The sequence below is a fragment of the Paraoerskovia sediminicola genome, from assembly GCF_030296575.1.
In the GTDB taxonomy this organism is placed as follows: domain Bacteria; phylum Actinomycetota; class Actinomycetes; order Actinomycetales; family Cellulomonadaceae; genus Paraoerskovia; species Paraoerskovia sediminicola.
This window is the reverse complement of the sequence record NZ_AP027729.1, coordinates 2,169,803-2,182,707: the sequence shown is the minus strand read 5'-3', so window position 1 is coordinate 2,182,707 and position 12,905 is coordinate 2,169,803. Positions and strand designations below refer to the sequence as shown.

Annotated in this window: 15 protein-coding genes and 1 pseudogene; 8 read left to right on the top strand and 8 right to left on the bottom strand. The window is 73.8% G+C overall.

Going from position 1 to position 12,905, the window contains the following annotated elements:
* The first annotated feature begins 5 nt into the window (after positions 1-5).
* Positions 6-728, top strand: a complete 723-nt coding sequence (trhA, locus tag QUE47_RS10210; protein WP_434019676.1) for a PAQR family membrane homeostasis protein TrhA — start codon at positions 6-8, stop codon at positions 726-728.
* Between the two features lie 23 nt (positions 729-751).
* Here the strand turns inward: trhA and QUE47_RS10205 are convergent, their stop codons facing one another.
* From QUE47_RS10205 to mca, 3 genes are read right to left on the bottom strand one after another with little or no spacing between them, the layout of a single operon-like run.
* Positions 752-1,549 (bottom strand): carbon-nitrogen hydrolase family protein, encoded by a 798-nt coding sequence (locus QUE47_RS10205; protein WP_286217202.1) that lies wholly within the window; start codon positions 1,547-1,549, stop codon positions 752-754.
* A gap of 1 nt (position 1,550) precedes the next feature.
* Positions 1,551-1,958, bottom strand: a complete 408-nt coding sequence (locus tag QUE47_RS10200; RefSeq protein ID WP_286217201.1) for a hypothetical protein — start codon at positions 1,956-1,958, stop codon at positions 1,551-1,553.
* Positions 1,955-2,887, bottom strand: coding sequence for a mycothiol conjugate amidase Mca (gene mca, locus QUE47_RS10195; protein WP_286219470.1), 933 nt, complete (start codon positions 2,885-2,887; stop codon positions 1,955-1,957). Before mca ends, QUE47_RS10200 begins: the two co-directional genes overlap by 4 nt.
* Positions 2,888-3,067: 180 nt before the next feature.
* On the opposite strand from mca, the gene QUE47_RS10190 reads away from it, so the two are divergent.
* Complete coding sequence (locus QUE47_RS10190) at positions 3,068-3,619, top strand: DUF4307 domain-containing protein (RefSeq protein WP_286217200.1); 552 nt, start codon at positions 3,068-3,070, stop codon at positions 3,617-3,619.
* 376 nt (positions 3,620-3,995) lie between these two features.
* The gene (gene greA / locus QUE47_RS10185) at positions 3,996-4,478 is read left to right on the top strand and encodes a transcription elongation factor GreA (protein WP_286217199.1); all 483 of its coding nucleotides are present in this window, start codon (positions 3,996-3,998) and stop codon (positions 4,476-4,478) included.
* 171 nt (positions 4,479-4,649) lie between these two features.
* On the opposite strand, the pseudogene ilvA reads toward greA, so the two are convergent.
* Together ilvA and QUE47_RS10175 are read right to left on the bottom strand one after the other, a co-directional pair.
* A pseudogene (gene ilvA, locus QUE47_RS10180) lies at positions 4,650-5,877 on the bottom strand (threonine ammonia-lyase).
* The gene (locus tag QUE47_RS10175) at positions 5,874-7,328 is read right to left on the bottom strand and encodes an AI-2E family transporter (RefSeq protein WP_286217198.1); all 1,455 of its coding nucleotides are present in this window, start codon (positions 7,326-7,328) and stop codon (positions 5,874-5,876) included. The pseudogene ilvA and the gene QUE47_RS10175 overlap by 4 nt, the downstream one beginning before the upstream one ends.
* 185 nt (positions 7,329-7,513) lie before the next feature.
* Between QUE47_RS10175 and msrA the strand changes: the two genes are divergently transcribed.
* The 3 genes from msrA to QUE47_RS17220 all read left to right on the top strand — a co-directional run bounded on the left by msrA (position 7,514) and on the right by QUE47_RS17220 (position 9,158).
* Positions 7,514-8,140, top strand: coding sequence for a peptide-methionine (S)-S-oxide reductase MsrA (gene msrA, locus QUE47_RS10170; RefSeq protein ID WP_286219469.1), 627 nt, complete (start codon positions 7,514-7,516; stop codon positions 8,138-8,140).
* Positions 8,141-8,265: 125 nt separating this feature from the next.
* Positions 8,266-8,745: a hypothetical protein gene (locus tag QUE47_RS17225; RefSeq protein WP_434019675.1), complete on the top strand. Its 480-nt coding sequence runs from the start codon at positions 8,266-8,268 to the stop codon at positions 8,743-8,745.
* Positions 8,727-9,158, top strand: coding sequence for a CPBP family intramembrane glutamic endopeptidase (locus QUE47_RS17220; protein WP_434019674.1), 432 nt, complete (start codon positions 8,727-8,729; stop codon positions 9,156-9,158). Before QUE47_RS17225 ends, QUE47_RS17220 begins: the two co-directional genes overlap by 19 nt.
* Before the next feature lie 69 nt (positions 9,159-9,227).
* Here the strand turns inward: QUE47_RS17220 and QUE47_RS10160 are convergent, their stop codons facing one another.
* Positions 9,228-10,160: a LysR substrate-binding domain-containing protein gene (locus QUE47_RS10160; RefSeq protein WP_286217197.1), complete on the bottom strand. Its 933-nt coding sequence runs from the start codon at positions 10,158-10,160 to the stop codon at positions 9,228-9,230.
* A 58-nt stretch (positions 10,161-10,218) separates the two neighbouring features.
* On the opposite strand from QUE47_RS10160, the gene QUE47_RS10155 reads away from it, so the two are divergent.
* Positions 10,219-10,626 (top strand): DUF5997 family protein, encoded by a 408-nt coding sequence (locus tag QUE47_RS10155; protein WP_286217196.1) that lies wholly within the window; start codon positions 10,219-10,221, stop codon positions 10,624-10,626.
* A gap of 15 nt (positions 10,627-10,641) precedes the next feature.
* Here QUE47_RS10155 and QUE47_RS10150 read toward each other — a convergent pair whose 3' ends face one another.
* Positions 10,642-11,052 carry an Rdx family protein gene (locus QUE47_RS10150; RefSeq protein ID WP_286217195.1) on the bottom strand — a complete coding sequence of 137 codons (411 nt, stop codon included), beginning with the start codon at positions 11,050-11,052 and terminating at the stop codon, positions 10,642-10,644.
* A gap of 32 nt (positions 11,053-11,084) precedes the next feature.
* On the opposite strand from QUE47_RS10150, the gene QUE47_RS10145 reads away from it, so the two are divergent.
* Positions 11,085-12,299 carry a class I SAM-dependent methyltransferase gene (locus tag QUE47_RS10145; RefSeq protein ID WP_286217194.1) on the top strand — a complete coding sequence of 405 codons (1,215 nt, stop codon included), beginning with the start codon at positions 11,085-11,087 and terminating at the stop codon, positions 12,297-12,299.
* Positions 12,300-12,475: 176 nt separating this feature from the next.
* Here QUE47_RS10145 and QUE47_RS10140 read toward each other — a convergent pair whose 3' ends face one another.
* The gene (locus QUE47_RS10140) at positions 12,476-12,886 is read right to left on the bottom strand and encodes an FKBP-type peptidyl-prolyl cis-trans isomerase (protein ID WP_286217193.1); all 411 of its coding nucleotides are present in this window, start codon (positions 12,884-12,886) and stop codon (positions 12,476-12,478) included.
* Positions 12,887-12,905 lie beyond the last annotated feature (19 nt).

Below are 12,905 nucleotides of genomic sequence, written 5' to 3'. Positions count from 1 at the left end.
ACCCCGTGACCCCGGACCCGACGGACCCGGCACCCACCGTCACCGAGCGCGCGGGTGCCGCGGTCGACCGCACGGTCGATGCCGTGGTCGAGGCCGTCAAGCCTCGCCTGCGCGGCTGGATCCACGCCGTGACGTTCCCGCTCGCCCTGGTGTCGAGCATCGTGCTCGTCGTCCTGGCGCCCACGACCGCCGGCAAGGTGTCCTGCGCCGTGTTCGGCCTCTCGGCCTGCCTCTTGTTCGGCACGAGCGCCGTCTACCACCGCGGCACCTGGTCACCTCGCGTGGCCGGGATCCTCCGACGGGCCGACCACTCGAACATCTTCCTCATCATCGCCGGCACGTACACGCCGCTGGCGGTCCTCCTGCTCGAGCCCGCGGCCGCCCGGATCCTGCTGATCATCGTCTGGTCGGGCGCGCTCCTGGGCCTCGCGGCCCGGATCGTCTGGATCAACGCGCCGCGCTGGGTGTACGTCCCGATCTACATCGCCCTCGGCTGGGTCGCCGTCGGGTACATGGGGGCGTTCTGGCAGACCGGAGGACCCGCCGTGGTCTGGCTCGTGATCGCCGGCGGCCTCGCGTACACGCTCGGCGCCGTCGTCTACGGGCTGAAGCGGCCCAACCCGAGCCCGCAGTGGTTCGGGTTCCACGAGATCTTCCACGTGCTCACCGTGGTCGGCTTCGCCTGCCACTTCACGGCCATCGCGATCGCCGTCGCCGTCACGTCCTGACGCGTCGGACGGCGTCCCGCGCCTCAGTCGGGGACGACCCGGTAGCGACGGTTCGCCAGGGAGGGGTTGGTGCGGCGTGCGTCCGCCAGCAGCGCGCCGTCGAGGTCGACGGTCCTGATCTCGGGGACGTCGCCGAGCTCCAGCCCCACCTGTCCGTCCGGACCCACGAGGAGCGAGTGGCCCGACACCCCGTCCCCCGCCTGTCCGACGGCGAGGACGAGTGCCGTGTTCTCGATCGCGCGAGCCCGCGCCAGAGTCCGCCAGTGGTCGACCTTGAGCGGCCCTGACGCCCACGCGGCGGGCACGACCAGCGCGTCCGCACCCGCGTCGACGAGCCTGCGCGCGGACTCCGGGAAGCGCAGGTCGTAGCAGGTCATGACCCCGAAGCGCAGCCCACCGACGTCGATCACGAGGGGATCGGCACCTGGGTCGCCGGCCTCGAGCCGGTCGGACTCCCGGTGCCCGAACGCGTCGTAGAGGTGCACCTTGCGGTAGACGCCGGCGATCTCGCCGTCACGGTCGACCGCGACGGCGGCGTTCACCGGTCGCGCCGGGTCCGTCCCCGGCAGGACCGTCCCCGCGATCACGGCCGCTCCCGTCGCCCTGGCCTGCGAGCGCAGGAACGAGACGTACCTCCCGCTGATCGGCTCCGCGTGCTCCGGACCCACCCCGTGCGGGTCGAAACCCGACGAGTACTCGGGGAGAACGAGGAGCTCGGAGCCGACCGAGGCGGCCGAGCGGAACGCTGTCCGCACGACGTGCTCGTTCGCGGGCCGGTCCCCCGAGACCGCGAGCTGGGCGATCGTGACGCGGACCGTCATGTCAGGTCCGGTCCGTCGGCGCCGCGCGCTCTGCTGCCGGGTCGGCGCCCGTCGCGGTGGGGTCGTCGGGCGATCCGCCGGGCTCAGCACCGTCGGGCGCTCCGCCGTCGGGCGCGGGCCTGTCAGGCGCCCCGCCGTCGGGCGCTCCACCGCCGGGGACCTCGCCGGCCGCACGCCGGCGCTCGTCGTTGCGACGCGCCGTGCGCAGGTGCTTCGTCAGCGAGAGGAAGAGCACCACGGTCGCCAGGGCGACGGCGAAGATCACCAGGAACCCGATGAGCCCCGGCGACACGTCGTAGGGCGAGAGCTCCGGGCGCAGCGGGTCGCTCGACGGGGACGGCGCAGGCGTCGCGGCCGCGAGGAGTCCCGTGACCGTCGGTGAGGTCAGGATGGCCCCGGCCGCGGTCATGCGTCCTGCCGGACGGGCTCGGCGCCGACCTCGGGCCGCAGGCCCGCGAACAGGTCGGTCTCGTACTCGGCCCCGGAGTCGGCGTCGGTGTCGGCGTCGCCTCGCGCGGCGCCGGCGACCTCGACACGGGACTCTGCGAGCTCGTACTCCTCCCAGGGCCAGACCTCGAGCTCCAGGTCCCGCGGGACGGCGAAGAAGAAGCCGTCCGGGTCGATCTGCGTGGCGTGGGCGCGCAGCGCGGCGTCGCGCTGGTCGAGGTGCTCCCGCACGTCGATGCGGGTCGTGACCTCGCGCTCCGGGATCTCGCGCGCGGCACGGGACTCGACCCACTCGCCGAACGGCGACTCGAGCCCGGCGCCGAGCATCGCCTCGTGGACCGAGCGGATGCGCGCCATCGAGAAGCCGTGGTTGTAGTAGAGCTTGCCCGGGGCCCAGGGCTCGGCCCCACCGTCGACGACGTACCGCTCCGGGTCTCCGGCCGCGGCGAACGCCTCGACGGAGACCTCGTGGGTCTTGATGTGGTCCGGGTGCGGGTAGCCACCCGACGGGTCGTAGGTCGTCATGACGTGCGGCCTGAACCGACGCACGGCCTCCACCAGCGGCGCCGCAGCGGTCTCGAGCGGCACGAGCGCGAAGCAGCCCTCCGGCAGCGGGGGCAGCGGGTCGCCCTCGGGCAGGCCCGAGTCGACGAACCCGAGCCACTCCTGCCGGACCCCGAGCGCCGCTGCGGCGGCCGCCATCTCCTCCCGGCGCAGCGCCGCCATCGCCTCCGGGGTCTCGGGCGCGGGCCCGAACCGCGGGTTGAGGATGTCGCCGCGCTCACCGCCCGTGCAGGTGACGACGAGGACCTCGACGCCCTCGGCCGCGTAGCGGGCCATGGTGGCCGCGCCCTTGCTCGACTCGTCGTCAGGGTGCGCGTGGACCGCCATGAGCCGCAGCGGCTCGGCGGTGCTCGGTGCGGACGCAGGCTGCGCGTGTTCCACGGATCCTCCGGGGGCTGGTGGCGACGTGCCGGTACGACCGGCGCCCCGCCGTCAGGGACAATGGTGCTCGCATCCATGATCGCGCATCGTGCGACGGATCCCGAACCGACCGAGGAGCACCAGGCCATGAGCCACGATCCGGCCGGCCGTCCCGTGGACGCGGCCGACACGACCGGCACGACCGGTACGGCGGACGCGACCGGCACATCCGGCGTGCCAGACACTGCCGACACGACCGGCGCTGCCGACCTGACCGACGCGACGCTCGCCGACCGCTACGGCCGGACTGCGCCCCGCGGGCGGGGCCTGCGCGTCGGCCGACGGCGCGTGAGCGCCTACGCGCTGGCGATCACGGCATTCGTGGTCCTGGGGACCGCCGTCGTCGGGTGGATCGCGGTCGACAACGCCCGCGGCGCCGTCGAGTGGAAGGACGTCGGCTTCTCCGTCGTCTCCCCCGAGCAGATCGACATCACCTTCGACGTCTCGATGGCCCCGGGGACGACGGCGGTCTGCTCGATCGACGCGCTCAGCTCCGGCTACGCCCAGGTGGGCCACCTGGAGGTGCCGGTCGGTCCCAACGCGACCGCCGACGCCAGGTACACGGTGAGCGTGGCGACGTCGCAGGAGGCCACGACCGCCGTGATCGACACGTGCGACGCCGTGGACCCTGCGCCCTGACCGGACCCGCGACCGGTTCCTGAGCGCCGCCCGAGCGCCGTCCGGGCGCCGTCCGAGCCCGACAAGCCGTCCGACCGCCGTCCGACGTCGCACGGGCACGCCCGAGCCTGCCCTGGCACGCCAGACTCGTGCCGGACGAACGTTCCTCGCGGGACTTGGTAGAATGACCGATTCAGATGCTGCCCCGTACCGCAGGCTCCGACCGAGAGCCGCTGACTGACCAGCGAGCTCGACCTCGGTGAGTGTGGACGTGGCTGACGACGCAGACGCGCGAGGCCACGGCACCGCACCCGGGACCGGACGGGACACGATCCCCCGGTGCTCGGACGGGCGCGCCGCACGACCCGCGAAGACCCGGCAAGGAAAGGAGCGAACCGTGACAGAGACAACCGTCACCTGGCTGACCCAGGAGGCATACGACAAGCTGAACGCCGAGCTGGCTCACCTGACGGGTGAGGGCCGCACGGAGATCGCCGAGCGCATCGCTGCCGCGCGCGACGAGGGCGACCTGAAGGAGAACGGCGGCTACCACGCCGCGCGCGAGGAGCAGGCCAAGAACGAGGCACGCATCCGCGAGCTGACCGAGAAGCTGCGGTCGGTCCAGGTCGGCACCCCGCAGGACGACGGCAAGGTCGAGGCCGGCATGGTCGTGACCGCCAAGGTCGGCGGCGACCCGATGACCTTCCTCCTCGGCTCCCGCGAGATCGGCGAGACGACCGACATGCGCGTCTACTCGCCGACGTCCCCGCTCGGAGCAGCCATCGACGGCCACTCCGTCGGTGAGACGGTGAGCTATGCGGCGCCGTCCGGCGCCGAGATCTCCGTCGAGATCGTGGAGGCGAAGCCCTACGCGGGCTGACGCCGACGTCCCGCCCGCGGGCAGGACCACAGCCGCACGACGAAGGGGCCCGGGTCGACCGGGCCCCTTCGTCGTGCCGGGACCTGGGACCATCGTCAGGTCCGGACCGTGCCCGGACCGCGCTCAGGCAGTGCCGCTGCAGTGCCGGTGCAGTGCCCGGGGACTGCCACGTCAGCCGACGTAGAACCCGCCCGCCTGCAGCCGCTCGACGAGGACGCGGCAGTGCTCCGAGCCCTTGGTCTCGACCTGGAGCTGGACCCACGCCTCGTCGATCGCGAGATCGATGTCGGTGCGCGCGTGGTCGATGTGCATGATGTTCCCGCCCGCCCCCGCGACGACCTGGGCCAGCTCCGCGAGCGCGCCGGGACGGTCGTCGAGCCGCACGCGCAGCTGCAGGTAGCGCCCCGCCGCCGCGAGGCCGTAGCGGATCGCCCGCAGGTGGACGTTCGGGTCGACGTTCCCCCGGAGAGGACGGCGACGACCGGGCCCTCGAACCCGCTCGTGTCCCGCAGGAGCGCCGCGACGCCCGCCGCCCCGGCAGGTTCGACGATCAGCTTGGCGCGCTCCGCGACGGCGAGCAGCGCCCGGGAGATCTCGTCCTCGCCGACGGTCCGGACCTGGACACCGAGTCCCGCAAGGATCCCGAAGGGGACCCCGCCCGGGGTGCCGACCGCGATCCCGTCGGCCATCGTCGAGGTGAGCGACGCCGTCCGAGGCTCCCCGCCGCCAGCGACGACGGCCACGCCGCCGCGCGCTCGGCCTGGACCCCGACCACCGTCGCGCTCGGCAGGACCTCCGCGAGCACCGCCGCGATGCCCGCGGTGAGCCCGCCCCCGCCGAGCGGCACCAGCACTGTCCCCGCGTCCGGGACCTGCTCGGCGATCTCGAGCGCCACGGTCGCCTGTCCGGCGACGACGTCCCGGTGGTCGTACGGGTGGATCAGGACGGCGCCCGAGCGAGCGGACTCGGCAGCGGCGGCCGCGAGCGCCTCGTCCACCGAGTCGCCGACGAGCCGCACCTCGGCGCCGTAGTCGCGGGTCGCCGCGACCTTCGGCAGCGCGGCGTCGGTCGGCATGTACACGACGGCCGGGATACCGAGCTCGGCCGCTGCCAGCGCGACACCCTGGGCGTGGTTGCCGGCGCTCGCGGCGACGACTCCCCTCGCCCGGGACTCGTCGTCCAGCCGCGCCATGCGCACGTACGCGCCGCGGAGCTTGAACGAGCCGGAGCGCTGGAGGTTCTCGCACTTGAGGAGCACCGGGAGCCCCGCGACCTCGCTGAGCGCCCGCGACGTGTGGATCGGCGTCCGGTAGGAGATGCCGTCGAGGAGGCGTGCGGCGTCCCGGGCGGAGTCGAGGACCTCCCGGGTGGTCGGGACGGGCGCTGCGGGCCGCGTCATCGTGCGACCGGGCCGCCCGGGCGCTCGGCCGCCCCGCCACCGGCACCACCGGCACCGCCGCTCTCGTCGTCCCCGTCGGTCCCCCCGTCCCGGCGGAACCGCTCGCGCAGGACGTCGGCGCTGCGCTCCCGCCACTCCCCGGCACGCTGGGTGTAGCCGCCCTCCGGGGGCTGCCACGGGATACCGGCGGCGCTGGAGACGAGCAGCCCCATCTCGGCGCGGCGCACGGCCGTCGGGACCTCGGGGAGGTTCGGCAGGGCGGGCCTGCCGCGGACCATGACGCGGTCCTCGGTGCCGAGCTCCGGGAACTTGTCGTGCCCGTGGAAGTAGAGGACGACGGTGTTCACGACCGCCACGACCGGGACGGCGAACAGCGCGCCGACGATCCCGGCGGTGAACGCGCCTGCGGCGACGGCGAGCAGCACCGCGACCGGGTGCAGCGAGAGGGCGTGACCCATGAGGAACGGCTGCAGCACGTGACCCTCGATCTGCTGCACGACCAGGACGATCGCGAGCATGATGAGCGCGGTCACCCAGTCGTTCGCCACGAGCGCCACGAGCACCGCGACGGTGCCCGACAGGACCGCACCGACGATCGGGATGAAGGCGCCGACGAAGACGAGGACCGCGAGCGGGAACGCCAGCGGGACCCCGAGGATCGCGGCGCCGACACCGATACCGACGCTGTCGACCGCGGCGACCAGGATCTGGGTGCGGGTGTAGGCGGACAGTGTCACGAACCCGCGGCGCCCCGCCTGGTGGATCGCGTCGCGCGAGCGCACCGGCATGAGGCCGACGACCCACGCCCAGATGGTGCGGCCGTCCAGCAGGAAGAAGAAGGTGCAGAAGAGCGCGATGAGGGCGCCGGTGAGCACGTGGCCGACGGTGGTCGCGGCGCCGAGCGCGCCGGAGAGGATCTGACCCTGGTTGTCCTGGACGGTGTTGAGCCCCTGGTCGACGTAGTCGTTGATCTGGTCGGTGTTGAGGTTCAGCGGCCCCGTCGACAGCCAGTCGAGGAACTCGTTGAAGCCGGCCTGCGCCTGCGCGGCGAGGTCCTGGAAGCCGCCCACGATCGACCGTCCCGCGACGGTGACGAGCCCGGAGACCAGCACGAGCAGGCCGATCAGCGCGGTCCCGGCCGCGAACGACCGCCGGAACCGCAGCCGGCGCTCGAAGAACACCCGCACCGGGGTGAGGAGCACGGTGAGGAGGATCGCGACCGCGATCGGCACCACGATCACCTCGATGGCCCCGATCACCCAGACGAGGCCGGCCGCCGCCCCACCGATCGCCAGCCCGCGCCAGGACCAGGCTGCCGCGGTCCGCACGGACGGTGCCACGGCGTCCGACCCGTGCAGCGTCCGGTCGACGGGCTCCGAGGGCGCGACCACGTCCTCGGTCGCGGGGCCTGCGGGCGCGGCCTTGCGGGACCGCCGACGGAAGATGCTCATCGGACCTCGCTCGTCGATGCTGCCCCGGGCGTGGGCGCAAGCTTCTGGATCACGCCGCCACACTACGACCGATGCCTGCTGCGCACCGGGAACACGCGAGCCGGGGCGCGCGTTGGCACGGTTGTCACCCACCCACGGAGGTCCTCGTGTTCGGTTCCCTGTTCGGCTCCTCGGCCCGCTCGACCATGGTCTCGCCGGAGGCCGCTCTGCCCGGGCGCGCGACCCCGCCGGAGCCGGTCCCCGCGACCCACGCCGTCCTGGGCACGTCGCTGACCCCGCCGTGGCCCGAGGGGACCCGCGTGATCTACCTGGCGATGGGCTGCTTCTGGGGCGCGGAGAAGGAGTTCTGGCGGCTCCCGGGCGTGGTCTCGACCGCGGTCGGCTACCAGGGCGGGTTCACACCCAACCCGACGTACGAGGAGACCTGCACGGCCCGCACGGGGCACACGGAGACCGTGATGGTCGCGTACGACCCGACGCAGGTCGACGACGCCGGGATCCTGCGCGCCTTCTGGGAGGCGCACGACCCGACGCAGGGCTACCGGCAGGGCAACGACGTCGGCACCCAGTACCGCTCGGCGGTCTACTGGACGACGCCGGAGCAGGAGGAGGTCGTGCGCGCGTCCGCGGCGGCGTTCGAGAAGAGCCTCGCCGCCCGCGGGTTCGGGGTCATCACCACCGAGCTCAAGCCGGCGGACGAGGCGGGACCCTTCTACTACGCCGAGGGCTACCACCAGCAGTACCTGTACAAGAACCCCGCCGGCTACTGCCCCGTGCACTCGACCGGCGTGGCGTGCGAGATGCCCGCGTAGGACGCCTCTCACCCGATGGGAACGGGGTAGGGGCGGTCCGGCCCGGTCCGAGACGTGGCTTGCCCCGCCCGACATACTGGCGGGATGGAGCCCGCCGCCGCACTGCCGCCCCGCACGCCGTCGACATGCTCGGCATCGCGGGTCCCGACCGGTCGCGCCGCGTCGGCGCACGCCGCGTGAGCGCGTCCCCGCAGGCGGTCGGCGCCCCGCTCACCTCTGCCGTCGGGGGCCTGCGCGTCGCCGCCGCCGTGCTCGTGTGCGGGTCGGCGGTGCTGCTCTTCGCGGTGCACGTGCGCCCGCTCGGGTATGTCCCGCTGGTGCTCGGCATCCTGCTCGCGGTCGCGGTCGACCGCGCGCTCGCCCGCGACCTCGGGATCATCGCGCTCGGCATGTCGATCGTCTCGGCGATCCCGCTCGCCGCCGACCTGTCGGACGCCGGGATCGCCCGCTTCGCCGTCGCGCTGTCCGCCGCGGTCCTCGTGCCGTGGGCGGTGAGTCGCTACGGGTTCGGGCAGCGCAGCATCGTCTTCCCCTGCGCACGGGCCGCCGCTGGTCCAGAGCGCAGATCGTCTACCTGGTCGTCGTCGTGGCCGCCGGGTACCTGATCCTGCCCGCCTACTTCATCGGTTCGGGCGCCTACCGGAACTGGCCGACGGTCACGACGGGCGAGGAGATCGGGCGGCTGTTCGTCGGGGTCAACGCCGTCGGGATCTGGGACGAGCTGTTCTTCGTCTGCATCGTCTTCGCCCTGCTGCGCGAGCACCTGCCGCTGTGGCTCGCCAACGTGCTGCAGGCCACGGTGTTCGTGTCGTTCCTGTGGGAGCTCGGCTACCGGGAGTGGGGGCCCGCGCTGACGATCCCCTTCGCCCTGGTGCAGGGCTGGATCTTCTCCCGCTTCAAGTCGCTCACGTACGTCGTCGCGGTGCACCTGCTCTTCGACCTGGTCGTCTTCGCGGTGCTCGTGCACGCGCACAACCCGGAGCTGCTCGACATCTTCGTGACCGCGCCGGCGCCGTAGCGGCCCGGTACCGCACGTGCTCCCGACTGCCGCTCGTCGCTGAGGGCCGTTCAGGGCGTCGAGGGCCGCTCAGCGTCCCTGCCGCCGGGCCCGCTTCCCGGCCGCAGCCCGCTTCGCCGCAGCGTTGCGCCGGGACGACGCCACGCTCTGCTTGCCCTTGGCGCCGCCCTTGACCGGGGTCTTGCCGGCCCCCGCGCCGGAGCCCTTGCCGGACCGCGCGCCGCCGGGACCGCCGGCACCGGTGTTCCCCTCCTTCGCAGGGCGCGCCACCGGCGCGGACGTCACGGCCTCCGCGGCGCGGCGCCCGCGCGAGCTGTTCGCCGTCCGGCCACGCACGATCCCGATCATCTCGTCGACGAGGTCCGTGGTCGCCAGGCTCGGCCACACGAGTCCCACGGGGGCGGACGGCGCCCCGTCGGCCTCCCGGTGGGTCACGTCCTTGCGGTGGTGCAGCCGGGCGAGCGACTTCGGCGTCACCAGCACTCCGACGCCCGCGGCCACGAGCTCGAGCGCGTCCGCGGTCGTGGCGGGCCGCGCGACGGCCGCGATCCCCGGCAGGGGCACGTCACCCCACAGGACGTCGTCCTCCGGGTGCAGGACGACGTCGTCGGCCAGGTCGTCGAGCGAGACCTGCTCGTCGTCCCCCAGCGCGGCGACGACGTGGTCGTTCCCGACGCACACGACGGCCTGCTCCTCGTAGAGCGAGATCACGCTCATCACGTCGCGGTCCACCGGGGGCCTGGCGATCGCCGCGTCGAGCTCGCCGTCCCGCAGCGCACGTTCGGCGTCGTCGGCCGCCACCTGCACGAGCTCCAGCCGCACCTGCGGGAGGCGGGCGCCCCACACCCGCGCCCACTTGGCGGGCGTCACGCCCGGGACGTAGCCGAGGCGGAACGGCGCGGGGCCGTCGTCGTCCACGGCCTCGGTCTCGGTCCCGGCCTCGGCCTCGGCCGGAGGGACCGGCTCCGGCTGCTGTGCTGCGGCCCCGCTCGTCTCGTCCACCGCTCCAGGCTAGTGCCAGCCCGTCCCGCGACCGTGGTGCCGCGGATAGGCTGGGGGCATGAGTTCCTCGAGCGCCTCGCAGAAGATGAAGCCCGCCACGGCGGCCAAGAAGCTCGGGGTCTACCTCCCCGCGACACCGCCGGAGTTCCAGGAGGGCACCGTCTCGCGCGCGGAGCTCGACGCGCTGGAGACCGATCCGCCCGAGTGGCTGAGCGAGCTGCGCCGCAACGGCCCCCACCCGCGGCCGGTCGTCGCGGGCCGGCTGAACGTCTCGATCGCGGGCCTCGCCCGCGGCGGCCTCACCGAACCGCTGACGACGGACGAGATCAACGAGCTGCGCGACGACCCGCCGAGCTGGCTCGTGCAGGAGCGCAAGGTGCAGGCGGGGGTGCGCGCCGAGGAGGAGCGCATCAAGGAGCGCGACGCCGCGGAGGCCCGCAAGGGTTCGCGCGGCAAGCCTGCCTAGCCGCCGGAGCTTCGCCTAGCTCTCCGAGGGGCCGGCCGTACCAGGAGCAGTGCCTGCGGCGGCCGCGGCCGACCGGTCGGTGTGCCCGAGCGACATGCCGGGGGCCGCGCGGTCCCGGACGAGCTGCTTGAGCGCGGGGATCTCCGGGAAGCCTTTCTGCTCGCTGCGGTCCCAGACCAGGTCGTCGCCGATCCGCACCGTGAACACGCCCCCGGTGCCGGGCACGAGCGCGACCTCGCCGAGCCGGGTGCCGAACGTCGTCAGCAGCTCCTGCGCGATCCAGGCCGCACGCAGCAGCCAGCGGCACTGGGTGCAGTAGGTGATCTCGACGCGCGGGGGCACGGGCAGGTCGTCGGGGTCCGCGCCCGCCTCGGCAGGTGCCGCAGAGGTGGGCAGAGGGCCAGGTGTCCCGGGTGTCTGGGTCATGGGCCCAGGGTGCCAGACCCGACAATGGTGCGGTGAGCACCACGACCCAGGACGACCCCGCCGCGCCGTCCGCCCTCGACGCGCTGCTCGCCGGGCTCCGCCGCTGGCCGGACGACGACGACCCGACCCGCGTCGCGGTGGACGCGACCGACCGGCTCCTGCTGACCGAGGCCGCGGACGACCTGGCCGTGGCGGCTTCGGACGAGGTCGTGGTCGTCGACGACCGGTTCGGCGCGCTGACGCTGGGGGCCGTGGTCGCGCACGGCCTCACGGGGCTCCGCAGCCACCAGGACGTCGTCACCGGGGAGATCGGGCTCGCCCGCAACGCTGCGGCGGCCAGGCTGAGCGAGACGTATCGCACCGTCCCGCTGGGCCCGGAGGCCTTCGCCGGCGCGCGAGTGGTCCTGATGCAGCTGCCCCGGTCGCTCGCGGCGCTCACGCAGGTCAGCGAGGCGATCGCCGCCGACGCCCACCCGGAGGTCCGCGTCTACGCCGGTGGCCGCATCAAGCACATGACGCGGGCGATGAACGACGTCCTCGCGGCGTCGTTCGTCGACGTCCACGCGTCGCTCGCTCGCCAGAAGTCCCGGGTCCTCGTCGCCGCCAGGATCCGCGAGGACCGCGACCGGACGCCGTCGTTCCCCGTCCGGGAGCGCCTCGAGGTCCCGGCGGGTCGGGGTCGGACGACGGAGCTCGAGGTGGTCGCGCACGGCGCGGCCTTCGGAGGCCCCACGCTGGACCACGGCACCCGTCTCCTGCTGGAGCACCTCGACCGGGTCGGGGTACGCGAGGCGGGCGGACCTGCCGGCACGGACCCGATCGCCGCCGTGGACCTCGGCTGCGGCACCGGCGTGATCGCTACCGCGTTCGCCCTCGCGCACCCGGTGGCCCAGGTCGTCGCGACGGACGAGTCGGACGCGGCCGTCCTCTCGGCGGCGGCGACTGCACGGGCGAACGGGGTCCGCGCCCGCGTGCGCGTGCTGCGCGACGACGCCGCCTCGCGGCTGCCCGACGCGAGCGCCGACGTCGTCCTGCTCAACCCGCCGTTCCACGTCGGTGCGGCCGTCGACACCGGAGCGGCCCACCGCATGTTCGCAGCGGCAGGCCGCATCCTGCGGCCGGGCGGCGAACTGTGGTGCGTCTGGAACTCGCACCTGCGCTACCGGCCGGCGCTGTCCCGGGCTGTCGGGCCGACGTCCGAGGTCGCTCGCGACGCCCGGTTCACGCTGACGGTGAGCCGCCGCTGAGCCGTCGCTGAACCCCCACATCCCCGCCGAACCGGCGGTTGTGCGCGATCACGGGCTCGGGATCGCAACCAACGACCGGGTCGGCGTGCGAAAGACACCGGTTCGGCGGGCGACGAACACCGGGCCGGCGGGACGCGGGCTACTTGATGACGACCACCGGATCGCCGGGACGCGGGCTACTTGATGTCGACGAGGTCGATCACGAAGACGAGCGTGTCACCGCCGCCGATCCCGGCCTGCGGGACCCCGCGCATGCCGTAGCCGTGCTCCGGCGGGATCGACAGGAGGATGCGTGACCCGGTGTTCTGGCCCACGAGCCCCTTGTCCCAGCCGCCGATCACGGCGCCGACGCCGATCGGGAAGTCGATGGTCGAGCGGCGGTCGTACGAGTTGTCGAACATCCCGCCGTCCCACACCTGCCCGTAGTAGTTGACGACGATCGTGTCGCCCTTCTGGACGGTGCGGCCGGTGCCCTCCTCGAGGACCGAGACGTGCAGGCCGCCGGGAGCGCCGCCGGCGGGGAACGTGAGCTCGGGCTTGTCGCCGAAGGTGCCGGACGCGGTGGGGAGCGCGGTGGGTGCAGCCATGAGGGACCTCTCTCAAGGA